Origin of the sequence: Pseudomonas sp. B21-010, from assembly GCF_024749325.1 — a bacterium.
Classification (GTDB): Bacteria; Pseudomonadota; Gammaproteobacteria; order Pseudomonadales; family Pseudomonadaceae; genus Aquipseudomonas; species Aquipseudomonas kilonensis.
On record NZ_CP087198.1, the window covers coordinates 4,051,188 to 4,073,753 of the forward strand.

Below are 22,566 nucleotides of genomic sequence, written 5' to 3' on the forward strand. Positions count from 1 at the left end.
ACTGTTTTACTACGTGATAAGACATCGTACAAGTATATGAGCCTGCTCTTGCAGACAGTCGATCAGGCCGGGTTCAGCGGTATACGAACGGTAAAGGTCGTGCCGACTTGCGCCTGCGAGTGGACCTTGATGGTGCCCTGATGGGCCGATACGATCGCCGAAGCGATGTGCAGACCAAGTCCGAGCCCAGCCGTGGAACCGTACTGCATTTCACCGCTGCACAGATTTCGGACCATTGGGTTGAAGATGTTGGCAATGGCCTCTTTCTCGATAGGCTTGCCCTGGTTGTTGATCGCGATCACGGCCATATCCTTTTCCACGCTCAACGAAACAGTCACCGGCGTGCCTTCGGCACCATGCTGGACGGCGTTGCCAATCAGGTTGGCGAATACCTGCTCCATGCGGGCCGGATCAAACAGCGCCTCCAGGGCACCGGTCGTTTCAAAGCGGATTTCGCTTTCCGGGTGATAGGCCCGCGCCTCCTCCACCATGCCTTCGCAGGCGGCCACCAGATCGCCGTTGAAACGCTGCACCGGAATACCCGAGCCAAGTTGGGTGCGGGTGAAATCCAGTAGATCGCCGACGATTTTGTTGGCCCGCTTGACGCTGGTGTAGATGCGCGACGTGATCTTGGTGGCCTTGGCGGGCAGGTCCCCCGCCCGCAGCAGCACTTCGGAACTCAGCAGGATCGCGCCCAAAGGGCTGCGCAGGTCATGCCCGAGAATCCCGAGGAAGATATTGCGCGACGCATCCACCGCCCCCGAGTAACTGACGACGGACTCGGCCAAGGCCTGGTCCACGGCTTCGTTGAATCGAATCAGATCGTCCATGACCTGCTTGTGATCCAACTGCGTATGCGGCATCCAGAGCATGAGCACGCTGGTGCGCAAAGCCCGATATTCGGAAACCATTTGTTCCACGGTGAAACCCGAGGACTGACGGATGACCGCATGGATTTCGGCGGCGGTTTCGGCATCAGCCGGCGGAGCCTCGCCGTGGGACTTGGCAATCGCCTCCTTGCGCGTTTGCGAGGTGCGCAGGTCAGCGGCGATGGTGCGCAGCATCTGCTCGGCATGGTCGCGCAGGGCCACGGAATCCATGTCAATGGACGCGGGGGTGATGGTTTTGGCGAAGTCTTCCCACGCCTGAAGAATCGGCTCGATATTGTCGAGGATGAAATCGGCCAGGCGCATGGGGGTTTTTCCGCAAGAAGGGCAATGCTGTGAACGACACAGCGGCCTGATTGTTGTACAGCAAAGCACTGGGCGATGTGCGTAATGCTGTTCATTTTTATTTGGTGTGTATATCCGTTATTTCGGTAACGGCTACTGGCGGTTCCGCTCTTACAGCGGGTCACTTTTGGAAGAGCGCCAAAAGTAACCAAAAGCGCTCTGCCCCACCACTCGGCACCTCGCCTAGGCTCGGTGTGCCCGAACGAAGGCATTGCTCCGTGGGCCGCCGCGAAGGGCCATCCATGGCCCAGCGCGGCTATCCCGGCATCCATGCCGGGATGCCCACTGCGCAATGCCTGCGTTCGGCCAGCGTGGTTTAACGGGGCGTCGAGATCAAAATCCAAAGCAAAGCAAAGCAAAGCAAAGCAAAGCAAAGCAAAGCAAAGCAAAGCAAGAGCGCGACACGTCCAGCATCTATGTAGCTGAACCACCGCCATCGCGAGCAAGCCCGCTCCCACAATGGCCTGCGGTGAACACAAGACTCATGGACACCCAGAATTCCCTGTGGGAGCGAGCTTGCTCGCGATGAGGCCGGCACATCCAACCTCTTCATCGACTGTGACACCGCCATCGCGAGCAAGCTCGCTCCCACAATGGCCTGCAGTGAACACAAGACTCATGGACACCCAGAATCACCTGTGGGAGCGAGCTTGCTCGCGATGAGGCCGGCCCATCCAACATCACCGCAAACTGACCCTCCGCCTTCGCGAGCAAGCCCGCTCCCACAGGGGAAACGCGGTCTCCACCCAGAACCAGGTCGGCTGTTAGGCCGCCTCGCGGTGGACGTTGATCTCGGCGCCCCGTTAACCACGATGGCTGAACGCAGGTATTGCGTAGTGGGCACCTCGGCATGGATGCCGAGGTAGCCGCGCTGGGCCATGGATGGCCCTTCGCGGCGGCCCACGGAGCAATGCCGGAGTGAGGGCACACCGAGCCTAAGCGAGGTGCCGAGTGGTGGGGCATAAGCGTTTTGCTTACTTTTGCGCGCTTCAAAAGTGAGCCGCTGTAAGAGCGGAACCATAAGCAGCCGTTACCGAAATAACGGATATACACACCAAAGCAAGTAAACACCGAGGCGACCACCCCCATGCACCAGAACCCACAGGCCTGCGCACCCTGTCCCTTGCACTCCACGAGGTAAAAATCTTAAAGTCATACGACAACCTATAACAAAAACCAACCGATCCGGGGCCTTTTTGCCTTGGCGGTCGCCTTCGAGACACCTGCCATGACCCGCCCCATCGCTGCACCTGACACCCCCACGCCGCTACCCCGCCACCTCGCGGTGCTCGTCCTGCTGTGCATGGGCTGTGCCTTCGCCGGCAACCACGTCGCCGCGCGGGCCGCGTTCGACGACGGTGCCGGTGTGCTGCTGGCGATCTTGCTGCGCTCGGGCGGGACGCTGCTGGTGCTGGCTGCGATGGTGCTCTGGCAACGACAGAGCCTGCGCTTGCCGCCCGGTGCGTGGCGTTGGCAATTGACGTTGGGGCTGTTGATCGGCGCCCAGAGCCTGTGCCTGTACTCCGCCGTGGCCCGGGTGCCAGTGGCATTGGCGTTGCTGGTGGGCAACGTGTTTCCAATCCTGCTGGCCTTGCTGACCTGGGCCCTGGGCGGGCCACGTCCGACGGCGCGTACCGCCGCGTTAATGGGCATGATCCTGGTGGGCCTGGTGTTCGTGCTGGAAGTGCCGGCGCGGTTATCGTCCGGGCAAGGCGTCGGCCCGCAATGGCTGCTGGGGGTGGGCCTGGCCTTTTGCGCTGCTTGCGCCTTTGCCTGCGCACTGTGGATCACCGATCACAAGTTGTCCCAGGTGCGCGGCTCGGTCCGCAGCCTGCTGACGATCTTCATCGTGTTCAGCAGCGTCAACCTCGCTGGCCTGACCGGCGCCCTGCCCGGTGGTTTCGACCTGCCAGCCAGCAGCACCGGCTGGTTCGCCCTGGCGACCCTGGTGGTGCTCTACGGCACCGGGTTCACTGTGCTGTTCATTTCCGTGCCCCGCCTGGACATGCCGCGCAACGCCCCGGTGATGAACATCGAACCGCTGGCCACGCTGCTGATCGGCTGGCTGGTGCTGGACCAAATGCTCAACCCGGGCCAGGTGATGGGTGGCGCGATTGTGGTGACGGGCATCGTGCTGCTGACCTATCGCAAGGTTGAGCGGGTCAAGGCGCCTGTGGCCGAAGCGGCGAATTGAACCGACTGAACACCGTTGTGACGAGGGAGCTTGCTCCCGCTCGACCGGGCTGGCGCTCCAGCGCGAAGCGGTCGCAAATGCGTTGGGCCTGCTTCGCAGGCCAGCGGGAGCAAGCTCCCTCGCCACAATGGTGTTGTGCCAGTTCGTAGATAGTCTTCGTCCTCGGAAACTTGTTTCCAAACCGACAGTCCTACCCCAGCCGTGAAAACCCCGCCGATCTGCAGCGACGGGGTTTCCAGCTGATCGGCGCCAAGCCTGGCGCTATGGCAACTCCCCCTCTTGAGCCGTTCGCCCCATGCGCCACCCTGTTCGCTCTTGCCGTTTCGTTTCGCTGTGCTTGCTTGCCCTGTTTCCCTTATTTGCCAGCCCTGCCCACGCCCGCGGCGAAAGGCAGCTGGTGGACGCCATCAACGATTTCCGTAGCCAATCACGCCGCTGTGAATGGCGCACGGTGCGTGCCACGCCGCCGCTGGTGCTGCGTTCGAACCTGGGCTTGCCGATGGGCTTTCGTGGTGGCCTGCGGGAAACCTTGAAAGACGCCGGCTATCAAGCCCGGGCCGTGCGCAGCATCCGCCTGACCGATGCGCGGGACGCCGAAGAAGCCTTCGACATGTTGGCCGATGAACATTGCACAGCGCTGCTGGACAACCAATACGCCGACATCGGCGTCAATCGGGTCGGTGATGAATGGCGTGTGGTGCTCGCGCAGCCCATGGCTGGCACGCGGATAAACGACGCGGGGGCGACGGACAAGTCGCTGCTGGCCCAGGTCAACGCCGCCAGGGCCAGGCCGCGGATGTGCGGGCGCCAGCGCTTCGCGGCGGCCCGGCCGCTGAGCTGGAACGCCGCGTTGGGAACCGCCGCCCAAGGCCACAGCCGGTCGATGGCCCGCGAGAATTATTTCGCCCATCGCGACCCGGACGGTCGCTCCTCTTCCGATCGCGCCAAGAGCGCCGGCTTTCGCGGGCATAAACTGGGCGAGAACATCGCCGCCGGTCAACGCTCGCCGAGCCAGGCCATGCAAGACTGGCTGGCCAGCCCGGGGCACTGCGCCAACCTGATGAACCCGATGTTCACCCAGATGGGCGCAGCTTCCGCCAGCGATTCGCGCAGTGATGCGGGGGTGTACTGGACGATGGTGCTTGGCGCGCCGTGAAACACCATTCCCAGCGCTGAGCCATCCGCTGTTGTGGCGAGGGAGCTTGCTCCCGTTGGACTGCGAAGCAGGCCCAAGGCATTGGCGACCGCTTCGCGGTCGAGCGGGAGCAAGCTCCCTCGCCACCAGGGCTACGGCGAATCCGCCAACGCTCACGCCGGCCGACGCACCGCCCTCACCTTGCCACTGCCACCGCCGCCACAGAAAAACCGGTCAGCCCCGTCGGACTCCAGCCCCGACACACCGATCCCAGGCGGCATCGTCACGCTTTCCAGCACTTGTGCCGTTTGCGGATCGATACGCCGCAGGTCGCTCTCGTCGTTTTCCCAGGTGCCGTGCCAAAGCTCTCCGTCGACCCAGGTCACGCCCGTGACAAAGCGGTTGGATTCAATGGTGCGCAGGACCCTTCCATCGGCGGGATCGATCTGCAGTATCTTGCGCGCCTTGTACTGACCGACCCAGAGCGATCCTTCGGCCCACGCCAGGCCGGAATCATCACCGCTGTTGGGGGCCGGAATCGTCGCCAATACCTGACCGGTGCGTGGATCAATCTTGCGGATGCTGTCGCCGGCGATCTGGAATAAGTGCTCACCGTCGAACGCCGTGCCCGCATTCGCCGGGACATCGAGCGAATGCACGGTCTGGCCGCTGGCGGGATCGAGGGCATGCAGCTTGTCGCCTGAAGCGAACCAGACGCGCTCGCCGTCATGGCTCACGCCGTGCACGCAATCGACGCCCGGGAAAGGACCGTATTCACGCAGGATCTGTGCCTCTGAACGTTTCATCTCACTCGCCTCATCAGTGGTGTGTGACTGCAGCCTAATCCTCCGATGGCAGCGCAGTGAGTAACAATACCGTCGCGAATCCAGGCATCGGTGGCGCCAGCCAGCGACGGGCCCTGGCGCGCCCGAACGACTGCGCCTTACCGGCGGCGGCCAGCGTTTCCAAGGCCCGCTGCACGCTACGCTGACTGATGTCCAGGGCCAGCGCCAGGGCTGAACTGGACCAGGCCTCACCGTCGGCCAGCAATGCCAGCACCGCTCCATAGGGCTCCTCGACCACTCGCGCCAGCACCACAACCTCATCGGCATATCGCGGCATCAGGGTAAAACCGCGCTGGGTTGCCCTCACGCCAGCCAACGGACGAAGCGTGGCACGCAACCGCCCCATCTCGACCCGCAGCCGGGCGCGATGGGATTCATCCGTCAGTTTCAAGCCGAAGGCCTGGGTCATGAGCGTTTCCCTCGACACATCGCCAGGCCAGGCTTGCGCCAGCCCTCGCGCCAGGGCGAACAATACCGGACGCCGGGCAAGGCTGACCTGAATGCCGGCACCGCTGATCCCGTAGCGGCACGCGTCCACCACCAACGCCGGCCCGGCCAACAGCGCTTGCACCTCTTCCAGCAGGAGCAAGCGCTCTTCGCCTCGGGCGATCAGCCGCGCGGCGGGGGTGCGCAGTAGCCGCCAGGCGCTTTCAATTTCGGCGCTCAGCGCGCCGATTCCCGCTTGCCCTGCGGCTTGCCCGGCCCGATCGAGGGCGGCGTGGGCGGCCTGTGTTTGCAGGCGCCGCATGGCGATTCCCGCAGCCACTAACTCGCAAGCCGCCCGTGATGCCAAGGGCAGGCAGGCAAGCTCCAGGTCAACGAGCCTGCGTTCGGCCGCGTCGAGCCGACCGATCAACAGCAGCCGACGGATTTCGATCGTGTGGGCATGCGCAACGTTCGCCCGGTCGCCGTGGGTTTCAAGCACCGCCCGCGCGGCGGCGAGGCGCTTCATCGGCCAAGCCAGGTCACGGGACGCCAGGGCGATTTCGCCTTCGGCGACCACACAGCGCGCCCGTGCCACGGCCTCCTTGGGCCCGAAGGCCGCGCCCGCCCGACGCATCAGGGCCCTGGCCCGAACCAGATCCCCCAACTGCGCCATGGCAATGCCGCGAAGCGCGAGGGCCGGGGCATCGTTGCGCAGCGCTACGCGACTGAGCGCAGCGACAGGGTCGCCCGCTGCCAGTGCGCGCGCTGCCGTGGTGATCTCGTGATCCATGAACGATGACCTTTGTGGCGAGGGAACTTGCTCCCGCTGGACGCTGTAGGAGCTGACGAGTGTAACGAGGCTGCGATCTTTCCAGCGCTCATTGAGTCGAGAGCGAAAGATAAGATCAAAAGATCGCAGGCTTCGCCAGCTCCTACAGCCCAATCCAAGCAATGGGTATCGGCTACAAGCGAATGTCAGCCGCCGCCACCACATCGATCCGCGATACCGCACTACTCAGCCGTCCCAATCGGTTGTTGTGATTGGCGATGATCTGCTCGGCGGCCATGCTGCCGTTGTCCACCGTGGAGTGGGCATCGGCCGCCAGAACCACGTCGTACCCCAGGGCATGGGCCTGGCGCACGGTGGCGTTGACGCAATAGTCGGTTTGCAGCCCGCAGATCACCAGGCGGTCGATGCCTCGGGCCTGCAACAACGGTTGCAGGTCGGTCTGGTAGAAGGCATCGGGGGTGGTCTTGCGCACCCGCAGGTCATCGGCAGCGGTCAACAGGTCGGCGGCCAGTTGCCAGGCGGCAGAACCATACGTCAGCGAACCTTCCAACTCTTCGTGCTGGATCAGGATCACCGTCAAGCCCAGGGCCCGGCTTTTGGCCGCCAGCTCGTTGATGGTCCGGATGATGCGCTGGCTGTCGAAGCATTCCTCTTCGCCTGAGCACAGCGCGTTCTGGACATCGATGATCAGCAATGCGGTGTTCATGACCTTCCCTCTTCAAACGATATCGGAGCCGCGCGATGACTCAATACCCCAGCGACAACCCAGTGTTGCGACGGGGGTCGTTGGCGCCATAGAAGCGGTTCTTGCCCACCGGCTTGCCGCCCAACGACGGCGCACCGACCAGGATCGCGGCAATGTGGTTGGGGTCCTGCGGGCCGGCAAACTTGTGCCCCCAGCTCTCCAGCAGCTTGCGGGTATCCGGGCTGGCCGCAAAGGTCTCCAGGTTGGTTTCCTCCGGCATCCACTGCTGGTGGAAACGCGGTGCGTCGACCGCCTCCTGGAGGTTCATGCCGTAGTCGATCACATTGAGGATAGTCAGCAACGTCGCGGTGATGATCCGGCTGCCGCCCGGGGTACCCACCACCATGACCGTCTTGCCGTCCTTGGTGACAATGGTCGGGCTCATGGACGACAGCGGCGCCTTGCCCGGCGCGATGGCGTTGGCTTCGCCCTGCACCAGGCCGTACATGTTGGGCACGCCGACCTTGGCGGTGAAGTCGTCCATTTCATCGTTGAGAATCACCCCGGTCTTGCTCGCCATGACACCGGCACCGAACCAGTCGTTCAGGGTGTAGGTGACCGAAACAGCATTGCCCCACTTGTCGACAATGGAGTAATGGGTGGTGTTGCTGCCCTCATGGGGCGCCACGCCGGGCTTGATCTTCTGCGAGTCGCCGGCCTTTTGCGGTTCGATCGCGGCCCGCAGTTTGGCGGCGTAGTTTTTATCCAGCAGATGGTCGATGGGGTTCTTCACGAAGTCCGGGTCACCCAGGTAACTGTTGCGGTCCACGTAGGCGTGGCGCATGGCTTCGATCTGATAGTGCATGCCCTGGGCCGAATGGAACCCCAGGTCCTTCATCGGATAACCGTCGAGGATGTTCATGATCTGGCACAGCACCACCCCGCCGGAACTGGGCGGCGGCGCCGAGATGATGTGATAGCCGCGGTAGTCGCACTCCACCGGAGCCAGTTCGCGGGTCTTGTACTTGTCCAGGTCGGCCTGGGTGATGATGCCTTTGTTGGCCTGGCTGGAGGTGACCAGGGCATCGGCGACCCAGCCCTTGTAGAAGCCGTCGGCGCCCTTGGCGGAGATTTCCCGCAGGGTCTTGGCGAGGTCTTTTTGCACCAGTTTCTGGCCGACCTGCATGGGCTCGCCGTTGTGCAGGAAAATCGCCCCGGAGTCACGCATGTCCTTCTTGAACACATCGGTGGCAGTTTCCAGCAGATCGACATCGCCCTGCTCCAGGGTGAAACCTTCGTCGGCGAACTTGATCGCCGGAGCGATCAGTTCCGCCCGCGGTTTACTGCCGTACTTCTTCAGCGCCAACTCCATGCCGGACACGGTACCAGGCACGCCTACCGCCAGATGGCCGCGAGTACTGAGTTCGGGCACGACGTTGCCGTCCTTGTCCAGGTACATGTTGGCGGTGGCGGCCAGGGGGGCCTTTTCGCGGAAATCCAGGAACGTCTTGCGGCCATCGGCCAGTTGCAGGGTCATGAACCCACCCCCGCCCAGATTACCCGCCGCCGGATACACCACCGCCAGGGCATACCCCACCGCCACCGCCGCATCCACGGCATTGCCGCCGTTCTTGAGCACATCGACACCCACGTGGGTCGCCAGGTGCTGGGCGGTGACCACCATGCCGTTCTCGGCGGCCACTGGCGCCTGGGAGGCGGCCTGGGCATACAAACAGCTGAGGGTCAGGGTGGTGGCAACGAGGGTCCGGGCAAAGGATTCGAACTTCATGAGTCGGCCTCTTCTTGTTTTAAAAAGTCGGGGATCGCATCAAGCAACTAGCTAGTATGGCCCGGTTTGCGTAATGCGCCTGTTTCCCCGTCGACCGGGTGACGCCACGGTAGCCTTTGCGATAGGCTCCTGCGGTTCATCTTGACTGCATAAGGACATCGCCGATGACGCTACGAATCGAACGCACGGACACGCCCACCGACGAAGAACGCCAAGCCATCATCGCCCCGCTACGCGCCTATAACACGGCCAAGACCGGCGGGACGGTACCTGAACTGGTCGCGTGGCTGGTGCGGGACGAACAGGACGAAATTGTCGGAGGACTCTATGGCCGGGTGTTTTTCCGCTGGCTGTATATCGAGCTGCTGGTGGTGCCGGAACAGGCCCGGGGCCAGGGCACAGGCTCGACCCTGATGCAGATGGCCGAAGAACTGGCCCGGGAGAAAAACTGCGTGGGCATCTGGCTGGACACCTTCGACTTCCAGGCGCCGGAGTTCTACCGCAAACACGGCTTCACGGAAATCGGCCAGATCGACGACTACCCGCCAGGCCACCAGCACTTCTTCTTCCAGAAACGCCTGACGCCCTCTGACTAAAAACCAGCCCCTGTGGGGGTTGCGGTAGATGGCAATCTTTCGGCCACCCCCGGACCAGTGTGGGAGCGAGCTTGCTCGCGATGGCAGGCACCTCGGTCTATTGGCTTAAAGACACGTCGCCAACGCCGCCAACCGGCGCTTGGCCACGAAGTCGTCATGCTTGGCGTAATAACTCAACTCGGTGCCTGTCGCACCGGCATGCAAATCGACAAACGATTCGGCAGAGCGGGTGTAGACCGTCGAGCCGCCCTTCTTGCCCGGTTGCAGGTAGGCGCCGGCATCGACACCGAACACCGCTTCGTCCTGCCAGGAGAATTGCACGCACTGGGCCACGACCTGTTCGGGTTTGTCCGAGGTCAGGGTCTTGTAAGGGGCCTGGGTCCGGGCCTCGTTCATCGCAGAACCCGCGCAGCCGGCCAGCAAGGTTGCGGCCAGGGCCACGGTCAACATTCGCATTGCGTTCACTCATCAAGAAAAAAAACGGACTGTAGCACTGCGGCCCGGGCCTTCGTGCTGCTTTACTGAAATTTACACGGGACATCGGCCTGCGATTCGCGCACCCTGTCGCGCCATTGCCACCAGCCACGCGGAACACCCCATGACCCCCAACGCCGAATTCTACAAACCCACCGCCGAATACGCCGACAAACTGATCAGCCAGATCGGCCAGACACCGTCCTGGATCGCCAAGCGCATCGGCGTCACCGACAAGCGGATTCGCTACATCCTCGACGGCGAACGTACCGTCAAGGGCGAAACCACGCCGATCCAGATGACCTACACCGAACAGTTCGCCCTCGAATGCCTGGCGGCTGCGGCCAAGGCCAGCAAGAAGCAGTCTGCATCCCCCAAGGAGTGACCATGGCGGCAACCGAACAGCAACACGAACGAGCCCTGGAAAAATTCCTCGACGAGCGCCCCGAGCTGCGCGTCGAGTTGGACCACCTCAACCCGCTGCTGGCCCAGGCCAAGGGCGAGACCGCCGCGCAGTACCGCGCCGAGCGGTTGCATGAAGCCTTCGAAGCCGAGGCCGAGCGCCTGGGCCTGTTTGCCTGGGAACTGACCCTGCAACTGACCGCCGCCTCGCCCCAGGACTACCAGGCCCAGCGCCTGGAGGTGCACAAGGAAGTGGCGGATATGGCGGGGATGGAATGGGCGGAGTATTGCGAGTTGCATGGCCTAAAGGTTAAGCACTGACCCCCTGTGGCGAGGGAGCTTGCTCCCGCTGGGCTGCGAAGCAGCCCCCGTTCATTCTCCGTCGTTCGCCTGACACACTCCCTTGGCAGGTTTTGGGGCCGCTGCGCGACCCAGCGGGAGCAAGCTCCCTCGCCACAGGGTCAACCTCCAAAGATCTTGCCCGTTCCTCACAATCGCCCCACCGCCCATAAAGCTTTATCATGGCCGCAGTTTTGCTGATCGGGTCTGTCATGAAGTTCGCCATCGCGCTGTTTTCCGCCGCCCATGCGCCCTCCTCGCGCCGTGCCTTGCTATTTGCCCAGGCGGCGCTGGCGGGCGGGCATGAGATCGTGCGGCTGTTTTTCTATCAGGACGGCGTCTATAACGCCTGCGCCAGTGTCGTCACGCCCCAGGACGAACAAGACCTGCCCCAGCAGTGGCGTGCTTTTGTCAGCGACAACCAGCTCGACGGCGTGGTCTGCATCGCGGCGGCGTTGCGTCGTGGGGTGTTGAACGAGGAAGAGGCCCAGCGCTACCAGCGTTCGGCGGTTAGCGTCGAGGCGCCCTGGGCCTTGTCCGGGCTGGGCCAGTTGCACGATGCGATCCAGGACGCCGACCGTTTGATCTGCTTTGGAGGCGCGTGATGGCCAAGTCTTTATTGCTCATCAGCCGCCAGGCCCCATGGTCCGGCCCCGGTGCCCGGGAAGCGCTGGACATCGTCCTGGCCGGCGGTGCGTTCGACCTGCCCATCGGCCTGCTGTTTCTCGATGACGGAGTATTCCAGCTCACGGCCGGCCAAAACGCCAAGGCGGTCCAGCAAAAAGACCTGAGCGCCAACCTGCAGGCGTTGCCGATGTTCGGTGTCGAGGACCTGTTCCTCTGTGCCGACAGCGCCGCCGAACGAGGTATCGCCACCGATACCCTGGCGCTGGGCGACGTGAAAGCACTGACCGCGCCGCAAATCGCCGCGCTCATTGACCGTTACGACCAGGTGATCACCCTCTGATGTCGACTTTGCATGTGTTGTCTCATTCGCCCTTCGGCGATAACCGCCTCGCCAGTTGCCTGCGGGTGCTGGGCAATCAGGATGCGCTGCTGCTGTGCGGCGACGCGACGTACGCGTTGCAACCGGGCAGCCCACCGTTTGAAGTGCTGCAGGCCGCCGGTGTGAACCTGTTCGTGCTCGCCGAAGACCTCCAGGCTCGCGCCCTGGACACGCCAGACTGGGCCGAAGCCATCAACTACTCAGGTTTCGTCGAGCTGTCGATCGAACACGACAAGGTCAACACCTGGCTATGAAGACGCTGAACGTGGGCGACCGCGCCATCGCGCTGGACAAGGACGGCTACCTGGCCGACCTTGACGACTGGTCGGCCGAGGTCGCCACGGCCCTGGCCACCGCTGAGGACATCGAGTTGAGTCCCGAACACTGGGAAATCCTCGAACTGCTGCGCGGTTTCTACGACGAATTCCAGCTCTCCCCCGCGACCCGGCCGCTGATCAAGTACACGACGCTGAAACTGGGCGCGGACAAAGGCAACAGCCTGCACCTGAACCGATTGTTCAAAGGCACTCCCGCCAAACTCGCCGCCAAGCTGGCGGGCCTGCCCAAACCGACGAATTGCTTATGACCGACTTCCCATCGCTGACCCTTGAGACCCCGGCCGAACACCCGTTCGCCCAGTTCGTGCGCATCCTTGGCAAAGGCAAGCGCGGCGCCCGCAACCTGACCCGCGAAGAAGCTCGCGAGGCCATGGGCCTGGTGCTCGACGAAAAGGTCGAGGACACCCAGCTTGGCGCCTTCCTGATGCTGCTGCGACACAAGGAAGAAAGTGCCGAGGAGATGGCCGGTTTCACCGAGGCCCTGCGTGAACGCCTGGTGGTCCCGGCATTGGCGGTGGACCTCGACTGGCCGACCTACGCCGGCAAGAAGCGCCATTTGCCGTGGTACCTGCTGGCGGCCAAGTGCCTTGGGCAGAACGGCGTGCGGATCTTCATGCACGGCGGCGGCGCTCATACGGCAGGTCGGCTCTATACCGAACAATTGCTGGGCTTGTTGCAGATTCCGCTGTGCCGGGATTGGCAGCGGGTCGGCAGCGCGCTGGACAACGGCGGCCTGGCCTTCATGCCGCTGGTGGACTGGGCGCCGCAGATGCAGCGGATGATCGACCTGCGCAACACCCTGGGCCTGCGCTCGCCGATCCACTCCCTGGCACGCATCCTCAACCCGCTGGCCGCCCGTTGCGGCTTGCAAAGCATCTTCCACCCGGGCTATCAGGCCGTGCACCGCGATGCCAGCGGTTTGCTCGGTGATACCGCCATCGTCATCAAGGGCGACGGCGGCGAGATCGAGATCAACCCGGACGCCGACAGCCACCTGTACGGCACCACCGGCGGCGTCAGCTGGGACGAAGAATGGCCGCGACTGGCCGAGCAGCGCCACGTCAAACCGGAAAACCTCGATCCCGAGCACTTGAAAGCGATCTGGCGCGGTGACGTCGAAGACAGCTACCCGCAACTGGCGCTGATCGCCACCATGGCCCTGGCCTTGCGTGGCCTGGGCCTGGCTCGCGAAGAAGCGTTCGACAAAGCCCGGCAGTATTGGGATGCCCGGGATCGTTCGATTTAACCGATCATTAGCGCCCAACCTTTGCGCTTTTACTTCGAACCTATAGGAATAGACTCGCCTCCAATGACTATTGAGCGAGGACATCCAGATGGGTTTGTTGGTCGAGGGCCGCTGGCAGGACCAGTGGTATGAAAGCAAGGACGGCACCTTCCAGCGCGAACAGGCACAACGCCGCCACTGGGTGACCGCCGACGGCAGCGCCGGCCCCTCGGGCGACAGCGGTTTTGCCGCCGAGGCCGGACGCTACCATTTGTATGTCTCCCTGGCCTGCCCCTGGGCCCACCGCACGCTGATCTTGCGCAAGCTCAAGGGCCTGGAAGACTTGATCGATGTGTCGGTAGTCAGCTACCTGATGCTGGAAAACGGCTGGACCTTCGACAAGGCCCACGGCTCCACAGGCGACAAACTCGACAACCTGAGCTTCCTGCATCAGCGCTACACCGCCGACACAGCGGACTACACCGGCCGCGTCACCGTGCCGGTGCTGTGGGACAAACGCCAACAACGCATCGTCAACAATGAATCGGCGGAAATCATCCGCATGTTCAACAGTGCCTTCGACGGCTTGACCGGCAACGACCTGGACCTGTATCCCGAGCACCTGCGTCGCGATATCGACGCCTTGAACGAGCGGATCTACCCGGCGGTGAACAACGGTGTATACCGTGCCGGATTCGCCACGACCCAAACAGCGTATGAAGAAGCCTTCGACCGGCTATTTGCCGAGCTGGATTGGCTGGAAGCGTTACTGGCAACCCGCCGCTACCTGGCTGGCGAATACCTGACCGAGGCGGATATTCGCCTATTCACTACGATCATCCGCTTCGACGCGGTGTACTTCGGCCACTTCAAATGCAACCTGCGGCGCATCGCCGATTATCCGAACCTGTCGAACTGGCTGCGGGAGTTGTACCAGTGGCCAGGCATTGCCGAGACCGTGGATTTCGCCCACATCCAGGGCCATTACTACGGCAGCCACAAGACCATCAACCCGAATGGGATCGTGCCCAAGGGGCCGAAGCAGGACTTTACGGTCGCCCATGATCGGGGAAGGTTGAGTGGGAAAGGGATTTGGCAGCACCGATGAGAGCGGAACGCGGAGCGTCCCGGGCGGCGTTCCCACGCGGAGCGTGGGAACGATCAACAACGCGGTCTTCAGACCTGCCCCTGCGCCCCTTCAAACCACGCCAGCTTCTCGCGCAGTTGCACCACTTCCCCAACAATCACCAGGGTCGGCGCATGCACCTCGTGCTCCGCCACCAGCCGTGGCAAGTCCGCCAAAGTGCCGGTGAAGACCCGTTGGTTGGACGTCGTGCCCTGCTGGATCAACGCCGCTGGCGTATCAGCCGCACGGCCATGCTTGATCAGCTCGCTGCAGATCATCGGCAGGCCGACCAAGCCCATGTAGAACACCAGCGTCTGCGCCGGCGACACCAGGTCGGCCCATGGCAAGTCGCTGGTGCCGTCCTTGAGATGGCCGGTGATGAAACGCACCGATTGGGCGTAGTCGCGATGGGTCAGCGGGATCCCGGCGTAGGCCGCGCAACCACTGGCCGCGGTGATGCCCGGGACGACCTGGAACGGAATGCCATGGGCCGCCAGTTCTTCGATCTCCTCGCCGCCACGGCCGAAGATGAACGGATCACCGCCCTTCAACCGCACTACGCGCTTGCCTTGTCGGGCCAGGTCCACCAATTGCTGGTTGATCTGGTCCTGGGGCACGGCGTGTTCGGAGCGGCGCTTGCCGACGTAGATGCGCTCGGCGTCGCGCCGGCACAGTTCCAGGATCGCCGGCGCCACCAGGCGGTCGTACAGCACCACGTCCGCCTGCTGCATCAAGCGCAAGGCGCGGAAGGTCAACAGGTCCGGATCGCCCGGCCCGGCGCCCACCAGATAAACTTCGCCTGGCGCGTTCGGCGCCTGGCCATCGATTTTTTCCCGCAGCAGACGCTCGGCTTCAGCGCCCTGCCCGGCCAGTTGCCGGTCGGCGATAGGGCCCTGGAACACTTCTTCCCAGAACGCCCGTCGTTGCTGCACATCGGGAAACAAGCCCTTGACCTGGCTGCGAAAACGCGCCGCCAGCCCAGCCAACTGCCCGTAGGTCGACGGAATCCAGGTTTCCAGCTTGGCCCGGATCAGCCGCGCCAGCACCGGCGCGTCGCCGCCGCTGGACACCGCGATCACCAAGGGTGAACGGTCGACAATCGCCGGGAAGATCACGCTGCACAGCGCTGGCGCGTCCACCACGTTGACCGGCACACAACGCTTATGAGCATCGGCCGAGACCTGGGCATTGAGCGGTTCGTCGTCGGTAGCGGCGATGATCAGGCCGCAGCCATCCAGGTCCGCTTCGACGTAACCACGCAGGATGCATTCACCGCCGCTGCCACTGACCAATTCCCGCAACTGCGGTTCGATGTCGGGTGCGACCACCCGCAGCAACGCGCCGGCATCCGCCAGCAGGCGGGACTTGCGCAAGGCAATCTCCCCGCCGCCGACCACCAGCACGCGGCTGCCGCGCAGGTTGTGGAACAGTGGCAAATAGTCCATTCAGCCGATGACCTCGATGCCGCCCATGTAGGGCTTCAACACTTCAGGCACACGGATCGAACCGTCAGCCTGCTGGTAGTTTTCCAGCACCGCCACCAGGGTACGCCCCACCGCCAGGCCGGAGCCATTGAGGGTGTGGACCAGTTCCGGCTTGCCGGTTTCCGGGTTGCGGAAACGCGCCTGCATGCGACGGGCCTGGAAGTCGCCGCAGTTGGAGCACGAAGAAATCTCGCGGTACTTGTCCTGGCTCGGGATCCAGACTTCCAGGTCGTAGGTCTTGACCGCACTGAAGCCCATGTCACCGGTGCACAGCGCCAGGGTGCGATACGGCAGCTCCAGCAGTTGCAGGACCTTCTCGGCGTTGGCGGTCAGGCTTTCCAGCGCTTCCATGGACTTCGAAGGCTCGACGATCTGCACCATCTCGACCTTGTCGAACTGGTGCTGGCGGATCATGCCACGGGTGTCACGGCCCGACGCCCCGGCTTCACTGCGGAAGCACGGCGTGTGGGCAACGAACTTGATCGGCAGTTGCTTGGCGTCGACGATTTCGCCGGCCACGATGTTGGTCAGCGACACTTCGGCGGTCGGGATCAGGTACAGGTCGGCCTCGCCTTCGCGGCTGATCTTGAACAGGTCTTCCTCGAATTTCGGCAACTGGCCAGTGCCTTGCAGCGCCGGGGCCTGGACCAGGTACGGCGTGTAGGCTTCTTCGTAGCCGTGCTCGGTGACGTGCAGGTTGATCATGAACTGCGCCAGGGCCCGGTGCAGACGGGCAATCGGCCCGCGCAGCAAGGCAAAACGCGCGCCCGACAGCTTGGCGGCGGTTTCGAAGTCCAGCCAGCCGAATTTCTCGCCCAGGGCCACGTGGTCCTGCACCGGGAAATCGAAGGCTTTCGGCGTGCCCCAACGGCGCACTTCGACGTTGCCCTCTTCGTCTTCACCGACCGGCACCGATTCGTGAGGCAGGTTCGGGATGCCCAGCAGGATCGAATCCAGCTCGGTCTGGATCGCGTCCAGCTCGACCTTGCCGGCGCTCAACTCGCCCGCCATGCGCTCGACATCGGCCATCAGCGGCGCGATGTCTTCGCCGCGCTGCTTGGCCTGACCGATGGATTTGGAGCGCGCGTTACGTTCAGCCTGCAGGGCTTCGGTGCGGGTCTGGACGGTCTTGCGCTGTTCTTCCAGCGCTTCGATGCGCGCGACGTCCAGGGCAAAGCCACGGGAAGCCAGGCGGTCCGCTACGTCCTGAAGGTTGCTACGTAACAGTTTGGAATCGAGCATGTCGGTCTCTCGTTATCAAAGTTTGGTCAAGGACAGGCCAGCCCAGGTGGCGAGCAGCCCGCCGAATACGCTGATGGCCGCATAGCCCAGGGCCAGCGGCACTTGCCCGCTTTCCAGCAAGCGCACCGTATCCAGTGAAAAGGATGAAAAGGTCGTCAGGCCGCCAAGAAAGCCGACGATCAGGCCCGCACGCACCTCGATAGGCACTTCCGGGCGCATCAAAAACAGACCGTATAGAACACCGATCAGCAGACAGCCCACGATATTAACGGCCAGCGTCGCGGTATAGAAGTGCCGCGGCCAATTTGCGTTGATCCAATTGCCGGTCGCGAAGCGCACCAACGTACCCGCAACGCCACCGGCAGAAACAGCAAGAATCAAGGGGATCAAGGTTTTCTCCGCTGCCGTGGACTCAAGCGGTCCAGTTGCGCCAAGTGGTTGAGCTTCTCGCCGATCTTCAGCTCCAGGCCCCGGGGCACCGGCTGATAGAAGCGCTGGGGTTCGAGTTCATCGGGAAAATAGTCTTCGCCGGCGGCATAGGCGTCCGGCTCATCGTGGGCGTAACGGTATTCTTCGCCGTAACCCAGCTGCTTCATGAGTTTGGTCGGCGCGTTGCGCAGGTGCAGCGGCACTTCAAGGGAGCCATGCTCGGTAGCGCTGCGCATCGCCGCCTTGAAGCCCATGTACACGGCGTTGCTTTTCGGCGCGCAGGCCAGGTAGGTGATCGCCTGGGCTACGGCGAGTTCACCTTCCGGGCTGCCGAGGCGCTCCTGTACATCCCAGGCTGCCAGGCACAGGCTCAGGGCCCGCGGGTCGGCATTGCCGATGTCTTCGCTGGCCATGCGCACCACGCGCCGCGCCAGGTACAGCGGATCGCAGCCGCCGTCGATCATGCGCGCAAACCAGTACAAGGCCGCGTCAGGATTGGAACCGCGGATGGATTTGTGCAGCGCCGAAATCTGATCGTAGAACGCCTCGCCGCCCTTGTCGAAGCGCCGCCGGGTATCGCCCAGCAGGCTTTGCAGCAGCTCGACGCCAATCTCGCTGTCGTCTTCGGCCAGGTCCGAGGCGTTTTCCAACAGGTTGAGCAAGCGTCGGCCATCGCCATCGGCGGCTGAAAACAGGATCTGGAAGCCTTCATCGCTGAGGCTCAACTGCCGCTTGCCCAGGCCGCGCTCCTCGGTCAGCGCGCGATGCACCAGCTTGCGCATCGCGGCCTCGTCGAGGCTCTTGAGCACATAGACCCGCGCCCGCGACAGCAAGGCGTTGTTGAGTTCGAACGAAGGGTTTTCGGTGGTCGCGCCGATGAAAATCAGCGTGCCGTCTTCGACGTACGGCAGGAACGCGTCCTGCTGGGACTTGTTGAAACGGTGGACTTCGTCGACGAACAGGATCGTGCGCTTGCCGTATTGCCCGGCCTGCTGCTTGGCCACTTCCACCGCCTGGCGGATCTCCTTGACCCCGGCCAATACCGCCGACACCGTTTCGAAGTGGGCATCCGAGACTTCCGCCAGCAGTCGCGCCAGGGTGGTCTTGCCCACGCCCGGCGGCCCCCAGAAGATCATCGAGTGCAACGCACCCTGCTCCAAGGCCTCGCGCAGAGGCTTGCCGCGGGCGAGCACATGCTCCTGGCCGACGTACTCATCCAGGTTGGTCGCACGCAGGCGGGCGGCCAAGGGCTGGGCAATCGGGGCACTTCGAAACAGGTCCATGATTACTACAAAACCTCCGCTGGGTCCTGTTGCCGATTCTCTCTGCAGAAGCAGATCTATGGGAGCAGACCTGTGGGAGCAAGGCTTGCCCGCGATTGCATCGCCTCGGTCTACCAGATACACCGAGGTGTCTGTATCGCGGGCAAGCCTTGCTCCCACAGACCATTCCTACAGGCCATTTCCCACAGGAGTCTTGGGTTTATTCCTGGATCACGTCCGCACCCTTGGGGATGTCGAACTTGAACTTGGACGCGGCGATCGGCTCGTTGGCCTTGACCCCGGTGAACAGGATATTGGTGCGCTGGCCGACACTGTCGATCAGTTGCATGTCGTTGACCAGGCCGTTACGGAACGACAGGCGCAGGCTGTCGAACAGGCTGTCCTTGGTCTTGGGCTTGAGGGTGAAGTCAATCACGCCACCGGCTTCCTTGGCGCTGATGTCGAAGCTCTGGCTGATCTTGGAGATGTCACCCGAGAGCAGCAGCGCCGGGGTCTGGGTCAGGCGCTGGTCGAGGGTCTTGATGGTGACCTGCTCCAGGTCCGGGTCCCACAGGGAGACTTTCTTGCCATCGGAGACCATCAGCTGTTCGGCTGGCGCATCGGTGTGCCAGTAGAACAGGCCTGGGCGCTGCAGGGCCATGTCGCCGGCAGTTTCCTGCAACTGGGTGCCGCTGCCGTCGAGGGTCAGCTGGGAGAAACGTGCGGTCAGGGTCTGGGAGCGCTCCAGCAACTGGGTCAGGCGGGCCACGTCCTTTTCGTCGGCGTGGGCCGACAAGGTGGTCAGGGCCAGTACGGGCAACAGCAACATGCGAATCAGGCGCATGGGAGTCCTCATGAAGTCGTGGGGGTCGAGCGGCGTGTCAGCAGGCCGCCCGGGTCGTTAGTCGCGCATCGGGCCCGGCGCCAGTACTTCGCGCGAGCCGTTGGTGTTCATGGCCGTCACCACCCCGGCCATTTCCATGGCTTCGATCATGCGGGCGGCGCGGTTGTAGCCAATTTTCAGCTTGCGCTGAACGGCAGAAATCGAGGCCCGGCGGCTCTCCAGGACGAACTGCACCGCTTCATCGTAGAGCGCATCGGTTTCAGCATCGTCGTCACCGCCGCCACTGCTACCCTCGAAACCGCTGCCGGCTTCTTCGACACCGTTGAGGATGTCGTCGTTGTATTCAGGAGCGCCACGCAGTTTCCAGGCCTCCACCACACGGTGCACTTCGTCGTCGGAGACGAACGCGCCATGCACACGAATCGGCAGGCTGGTGCCCGGCGGCATGTAGAGCATGTCACCGTGACCAAGCAGTTGCTCGGCGCCACCCTGGTCGATGATGGTCCGCGAGTCGATCTTGCTCGACACCTGGAACGCCATGCGGGTCGGGATGTTGGCCTTGATCAGGCCAGTGATCACGTCCACCGACGGCCGCTGTGTAGCGAGGATCAGGTGGATACCGGCCGCACGAGCCTTCTGGGCAATACGGGCGATCAGCTCTTCGACCTTCTTGCCGACGATCATCATCATGTCGGCGAATTCGTCCACCACCACCACGATGGTCGGCAGCTTGTGCAGCAGCGGCGCCTCGTCGTGGATATTTTCGCGGTGATACAGCGGGTCGCTCAACGGCGTACCGGCCTCTTCGGCTTCCTTGACCTTGGCGTTGAAGCCCGACAGGTTGCGCACGCCCATCTTCGCCATCAGCTTGTAGCGGCGCTCCATCTCGGCGACGCTCCAGCGCAAGGCATTGGCGGCGTCCTTCATGTCGGTGACCACCGGGCACAGCAGGTGCGGGATGCCCTCGTAGATCGACAGCTCGAGCATTTTCGGGTCGATCATGATCAGCTTGGCGTCTTCGGGACCTGACTTGAACAGAATCGACAGGATCATCGCGTTCACACCCACCGACTTACCGGAGCCGGTGGTACCGGCCACCAGCAGGTGGGGCATTTTCGCCAGGTCAGTGATGACCGGCTTGCCGCCGATGTCGTGGCCCAGGGCCAGGGTGACCGGCGACTTGTGGTTGTCGTACTCAGGCGTCGACAGCACTTCGGAAAAGCGCACGATCTGCCGGTCTTCGTTGGGAATCTCGATGCCCACGGTGGTCTTGCCGGGAATCACTTCTACCACCCGCACGCTGGTCACGGCCAGGGAACGCGCCAAGTCCTTCGCGAGGTTGGAGATGCGACTGACCTTCACGCCAGCGGCCGGCTGGATTTCGTAGCGGGTGATGACCGGGCCCGGGTGGATCGAGTCTACCGAGACCTCGACCCCGAACTCCTTGAGCTTGATCTCCAGCAAATGGCCGACGGCCGCCAGGGATTCGGGGGAATAGTTGAGCTGTTTCTTCTCGGCCGGGTCCAGGATCGAGATCGGCGGCAAGGTGCCTTCCACCGCGCTGTCGACGAACAGCGGCGCCTGTTTCTCTTTCTGGACGCGCTTGCTTTGCTCGGGCGGCTTGGCCGGGGCCATGGTGATGACCGGCGGCACCTGTTTCTCGCGATCGGACATGTGCTTGCTCAGCGCCTGCTCACGCTCGATCAGGCGCTCCTTGACCTTGGCCTGCTCGCGTTTGTCCGGCGTCGTCGGGGCTACCACGTCGTGGACGCGGTCGTCGACTTCACGCAGTTGCGCCACCAGTTGCTTGCGCTCGGTGCGCGCCGCCCACCAGCGGTTCATGGCGCCCTGGATCAGTTCGATCAGGTCGAGGGTGATCTTGCCGGTGACGTCCATGACCTTGAACCACGACAGGTCGGTGAACACCGTCAGGCCGAACAGGAACAGGGCGATGAACAGCAGCGTGCTGCCCTGGATGTTCAGGGCGTTCCTGGCCAGGTCGCCGAGGCTTTCCCCCAGCGCCCCGCCCGCCCCGGCCGGCAAGCCGGTGGGCGCGTGGAAATGGATATGGGCCAACGCGGCCCCCGACAGCACCAGGAACACCAGGCCGATCAGCCGCCAGGAGAACAGCCAGCCGCTCCACTGCCACGGCTCGTGGCGCTGACGAAAGATCTGGTAGGCCTTGATCGCCAGCAGCAGCGGGAAGATGTAGGCGAAATAGCCCAGCACCATGAACAGGATGTCGGCGCTGTAGGAACCGGCCGGACCGCCGAAATTCTGCACGTCGTCGATCTTGCTGTTATGGCTCCAGCCCGGATCGTCCTTGCCGTAGGTCAGCAGGGCCATCATCAGGAACAGGCACAGGGCGCCGATGGCGATCAACGCACCTTCCTTGAGCCGGTAGTGCAATTGCTGGCGCCAGAGCGGAACGACTGGTTTGGGTGCTGCGGTGGATTTCTTCAAAACGCTTCTTTTCCTGCGCCAACGGCGCGTCCATCTGTTGAATGACTATAAAAAACTGCCCATGACGAGCAGGTAAAAAAGTGAATGTGCACAACCGGTACTACTTTTACCACTGTGGGGTGCATCCAGAAAACCGCAGGTGTTGCCGAAGATTTTGATCTTTAGCCCATCCTGCGTTCAAAACTCAAGCATTGTACGGGTTTGTCCGCGCCAAGGCATTGCCTGACAGCATAGCCGGAT

The 22,566-nt window shown here is 63.1% G+C and carries 23 protein-coding genes; 11 read left to right on the forward strand and 12 right to left on the reverse strand.

All coding sequences use genetic code 11. The features are described 5' to 3' along the window. Positions 1–62: 62 nt before the first annotated feature. Positions 63–1,193 carry a sensor histidine kinase gene (locus LOY50_RS17755; protein WP_253476185.1) on the reverse strand — a complete coding sequence of 377 codons (1,131 nt, stop codon included), beginning with the start codon at positions 1,191–1,193 and terminating at the stop codon, positions 63–65. Positions 1,194–2,460: 1,267 nt separating this feature from the next. Between LOY50_RS17755 and LOY50_RS17760 the strand changes: the two genes are divergently transcribed. After that, a complete protein-coding gene (locus LOY50_RS17760; RefSeq protein WP_253476189.1) occupies positions 2,461–3,426 on the forward strand; it encodes a DMT family transporter in 966 nt (321 codons plus the stop codon). Between the two features lie 295 nt (positions 3,427–3,721). Then, entirely contained in the window at positions 3,722–4,582 is an 861-nt protein-coding gene (locus tag LOY50_RS17765; RefSeq protein WP_258688753.1) for a CAP domain-containing protein, read from the forward strand. Between the two features lie 152 nt (positions 4,583–4,734). Here the strand turns inward: LOY50_RS17765 and LOY50_RS17770 are convergent, their stop codons facing one another. The 4 genes from LOY50_RS17770 to ggt all read right to left on the reverse strand — a co-directional run bounded on the left by LOY50_RS17770 (position 4,735) and on the right by ggt (position 9,096). Beyond that, entirely contained in the window at positions 4,735–5,367 is a 633-nt protein-coding gene (locus tag LOY50_RS17770) for a DUF5074 domain-containing protein (protein ID WP_024616063.1), read from the reverse strand. Positions 5,368–5,401: 34 nt separating this feature from the next. After that, positions 5,402–6,622, reverse strand: coding sequence for a helix-turn-helix domain-containing protein (locus LOY50_RS17775; protein ID WP_253476193.1), 1,221 nt, complete (start codon positions 6,620–6,622; stop codon positions 5,402–5,404). A 172-nt stretch (positions 6,623–6,794) separates the two neighbouring features. Beyond that, a complete protein-coding gene (locus tag LOY50_RS17780) occupies positions 6,795–7,328 on the reverse strand; it encodes a cysteine hydrolase family protein (RefSeq protein ID WP_253476195.1) in 534 nt (177 codons plus the stop codon). Positions 7,329–7,368: 40 nt separating this feature from the next. After that, a complete protein-coding gene (gene ggt, locus LOY50_RS17785; protein WP_258688754.1) occupies positions 7,369–9,096 on the reverse strand; it encodes a gamma-glutamyltransferase in 1,728 nt (575 codons plus the stop codon). Positions 9,097–9,260: 164 nt separating this feature from the next. Between ggt and LOY50_RS17790 the strand changes: the two genes are divergently transcribed. Then, complete coding sequence (locus LOY50_RS17790) at positions 9,261–9,692, forward strand: GNAT family N-acetyltransferase (protein ID WP_258688755.1); 432 nt, start codon at positions 9,261–9,263, stop codon at positions 9,690–9,692. 105 nt (positions 9,693–9,797) lie between these two features. Here LOY50_RS17790 and LOY50_RS17795 read toward each other — a convergent pair whose 3' ends face one another. Continuing rightward, complete coding sequence (locus LOY50_RS17795) at positions 9,798–10,148, reverse strand: hypothetical protein (protein WP_013693699.1); 351 nt, start codon at positions 10,146–10,148, stop codon at positions 9,798–9,800. 142 nt (positions 10,149–10,290) lie between these two features. Here LOY50_RS17795 and LOY50_RS17800 point away from each other — a divergent pair, with 142 nt between their 5' ends. The 8 genes from LOY50_RS17800 to LOY50_RS17835 all read left to right on the forward strand — a co-directional run bounded on the left by LOY50_RS17800 (position 10,291) and on the right by LOY50_RS17835 (position 14,584). Continuing rightward, the gene (locus tag LOY50_RS17800) at positions 10,291–10,551 is read left to right on the forward strand and encodes a hypothetical protein (protein WP_014337702.1); all 261 of its coding nucleotides are present in this window, start codon (positions 10,291–10,293) and stop codon (positions 10,549–10,551) included. A gap of 2 nt (positions 10,552–10,553) precedes the next feature. Then, entirely contained in the window at positions 10,554–10,889 is a 336-nt protein-coding gene (locus LOY50_RS17805) for a DUF6388 family protein (protein WP_258688756.1), read from the forward strand. Positions 10,890–11,119: 230 nt separating this feature from the next. Then, on the forward strand, positions 11,120–11,512 hold the full coding sequence (gene tusD / locus LOY50_RS17810) for a sulfurtransferase complex subunit TusD (RefSeq protein WP_258688757.1): 393 nt from the start codon (positions 11,120–11,122) through the stop codon (positions 11,510–11,512). Continuing rightward, on the forward strand, positions 11,512–11,874 hold the full coding sequence (gene tusC / locus LOY50_RS17815) for a sulfurtransferase complex subunit TusC (RefSeq protein WP_014337699.1): 363 nt from the start codon (positions 11,512–11,514) through the stop codon (positions 11,872–11,874). Before tusD ends, tusC begins: the two co-directional genes overlap by 1 nt. Next, positions 11,874–12,167: a sulfurtransferase complex subunit TusB gene (gene tusB / locus LOY50_RS17820; protein ID WP_003203312.1), complete on the forward strand. Its 294-nt coding sequence runs from the start codon at positions 11,874–11,876 to the stop codon at positions 12,165–12,167. The genes tusC and tusB overlap by 1 nt, the downstream gene beginning before the upstream one ends. Further along, positions 12,164–12,499, forward strand: coding sequence for a TusE/DsrC/DsvC family sulfur relay protein (locus LOY50_RS17825; RefSeq protein ID WP_253476205.1), 336 nt, complete (start codon positions 12,164–12,166; stop codon positions 12,497–12,499). The genes tusB and LOY50_RS17825 overlap by 4 nt, the downstream gene beginning before the upstream one ends. Further along, on the forward strand, positions 12,496–13,497 hold the full coding sequence (locus LOY50_RS17830; RefSeq protein WP_258688758.1) for a glycosyl transferase family protein: 1,002 nt from the start codon (positions 12,496–12,498) through the stop codon (positions 13,495–13,497). The genes LOY50_RS17825 and LOY50_RS17830 overlap by 4 nt, the downstream gene beginning before the upstream one ends. Before the next feature lie 88 nt (positions 13,498–13,585). Continuing rightward, entirely contained in the window at positions 13,586–14,584 is a 999-nt protein-coding gene (locus LOY50_RS17835; RefSeq protein WP_258688759.1) for a glutathione S-transferase family protein, read from the forward strand. 68 nt (positions 14,585–14,652) lie between these two features. Here the strand turns inward: LOY50_RS17835 and cysG are convergent, their stop codons facing one another. The 6 genes from cysG to LOY50_RS17865 all read right to left on the reverse strand — a co-directional run bounded on the left by cysG (position 14,653) and on the right by LOY50_RS17865 (position 22,326). Further along, entirely contained in the window at positions 14,653–16,047 is a 1,395-nt protein-coding gene (gene cysG / locus LOY50_RS17840; protein WP_063320496.1) for a siroheme synthase CysG, read from the reverse strand. After that, positions 16,048–17,328, reverse strand: coding sequence for a serine--tRNA ligase (serS, locus tag LOY50_RS17845; protein WP_003203323.1), 1,281 nt, complete (start codon positions 17,326–17,328; stop codon positions 16,048–16,050). Between the two features lie 15 nt (positions 17,329–17,343). Beyond that, a complete protein-coding gene (gene crcB / locus LOY50_RS17850; protein WP_013693703.1) occupies positions 17,344–17,718 on the reverse strand; it encodes a fluoride efflux transporter CrcB in 375 nt (124 codons plus the stop codon). Next, entirely contained in the window at positions 17,715–19,040 is a 1,326-nt protein-coding gene (locus LOY50_RS17855; RefSeq protein WP_024619721.1) for a replication-associated recombination protein A, read from the reverse strand. Before LOY50_RS17855 ends, crcB begins: the two co-directional genes overlap by 4 nt. A 199-nt stretch (positions 19,041–19,239) precedes the next feature. Continuing rightward, positions 19,240–19,863 (reverse strand): outer membrane lipoprotein chaperone LolA, encoded by a 624-nt coding sequence (gene lolA, locus LOY50_RS17860; RefSeq protein WP_123341670.1) that lies wholly within the window; start codon positions 19,861–19,863, stop codon positions 19,240–19,242. A 57-nt stretch (positions 19,864–19,920) separates the two neighbouring features. Continuing rightward, positions 19,921–22,326 carry a DNA translocase FtsK gene (locus tag LOY50_RS17865; protein WP_003203332.1) on the reverse strand — a complete coding sequence of 802 codons (2,406 nt, stop codon included), beginning with the start codon at positions 22,324–22,326 and terminating at the stop codon, positions 19,921–19,923. Positions 22,327–22,566 lie beyond the last annotated feature (240 nt).

What these genes read in the sequence shown, in the direction of transcription:
- LOY50_RS17790 (WP_258688755.1), top strand. Translation starts at nt 9,261, where the DNA reads ATGACGCTACGAATCGAACGCACGGACACGCCCACCGACGAAGAACGC.
- LOY50_RS17760 (WP_253476189.1), top strand. Translation starts at nt 2,461, where the DNA reads ATGACCCGCCCCATCGCTGCACCTGACACCCCCACGCCGCTACCCCGC.
- serS (WP_003203323.1), bottom strand. Translation starts at nt 17,328, where the DNA reads ATGCTCGATTCCAAACTGTTACGTAGCAACCTTCAGGACGTAGCGGAC.
- LOY50_RS17770 (WP_024616063.1), bottom strand. Translation starts at nt 5,367, where the DNA reads ATGAAACGTTCAGAGGCACAGATCCTGCGTGAATACGGTCCTTTCCCG.
- cysG (WP_063320496.1), bottom strand. Translation starts at nt 16,047, where the DNA reads ATGGACTATTTGCCACTGTTCCACAACCTGCGCGGCAGCCGCGTGCTG.
- ggt (WP_258688754.1), bottom strand. Translation starts at nt 9,096, where the DNA reads ATGAAGTTCGAATCCTTTGCCCGGACCCTCGTTGCCACCACCCTGACC.
- LOY50_RS17775 (WP_253476193.1), bottom strand. Translation starts at nt 6,622, where the DNA reads ATGGATCACGAGATCACCACGGCAGCGCGCGCACTGGCAGCGGGCGAC.
- LOY50_RS17805 (WP_258688756.1), top strand. Translation starts at nt 10,554, where the DNA reads ATGGCGGCAACCGAACAGCAACACGAACGAGCCCTGGAAAAATTCCTC.
- LOY50_RS17780 (WP_253476195.1), bottom strand. Translation starts at nt 7,328, where the DNA reads ATGAACACCGCATTGCTGATCATCGATGTCCAGAACGCGCTGTGCTCA.
- LOY50_RS17835 (WP_258688759.1), top strand. Translation starts at nt 13,586, where the DNA reads ATGGGTTTGTTGGTCGAGGGCCGCTGGCAGGACCAGTGGTATGAAAGC.
- LOY50_RS17825 (WP_253476205.1), top strand. Translation starts at nt 12,164, where the DNA reads ATGAAGACGCTGAACGTGGGCGACCGCGCCATCGCGCTGGACAAGGAC.
- lolA (WP_123341670.1), bottom strand. Translation starts at nt 19,863, where the DNA reads ATGCGCCTGATTCGCATGTTGCTGTTGCCCGTACTGGCCCTGACCACC.
- tusB (WP_003203312.1), top strand. Translation starts at nt 11,874, where the DNA reads ATGTCGACTTTGCATGTGTTGTCTCATTCGCCCTTCGGCGATAACCGC.
- LOY50_RS17830 (WP_258688758.1), top strand. Translation starts at nt 12,496, where the DNA reads ATGACCGACTTCCCATCGCTGACCCTTGAGACCCCGGCCGAACACCCG.
- tusD (WP_258688757.1), top strand. Translation starts at nt 11,120, where the DNA reads ATGAAGTTCGCCATCGCGCTGTTTTCCGCCGCCCATGCGCCCTCCTCG.
- LOY50_RS17855 (WP_024619721.1), bottom strand. Translation starts at nt 19,040, where the DNA reads ATGGACCTGTTTCGAAGTGCCCCGATTGCCCAGCCCTTGGCCGCCCGC.
- LOY50_RS17765 (WP_258688753.1), top strand. Translation starts at nt 3,722, where the DNA reads ATGCGCCACCCTGTTCGCTCTTGCCGTTTCGTTTCGCTGTGCTTGCTT.
- LOY50_RS17755 (WP_253476185.1), bottom strand. Translation starts at nt 1,193, where the DNA reads ATGCGCCTGGCCGATTTCATCCTCGACAATATCGAGCCGATTCTTCAG.
- tusC (WP_014337699.1), top strand. Translation starts at nt 11,512, where the DNA reads ATGGCCAAGTCTTTATTGCTCATCAGCCGCCAGGCCCCATGGTCCGGC.
- LOY50_RS17800 (WP_014337702.1), top strand. Translation starts at nt 10,291, where the DNA reads ATGACCCCCAACGCCGAATTCTACAAACCCACCGCCGAATACGCCGAC.
- LOY50_RS17795 (WP_013693699.1), bottom strand. Translation starts at nt 10,148, where the DNA reads ATGCGAATGTTGACCGTGGCCCTGGCCGCAACCTTGCTGGCCGGCTGC.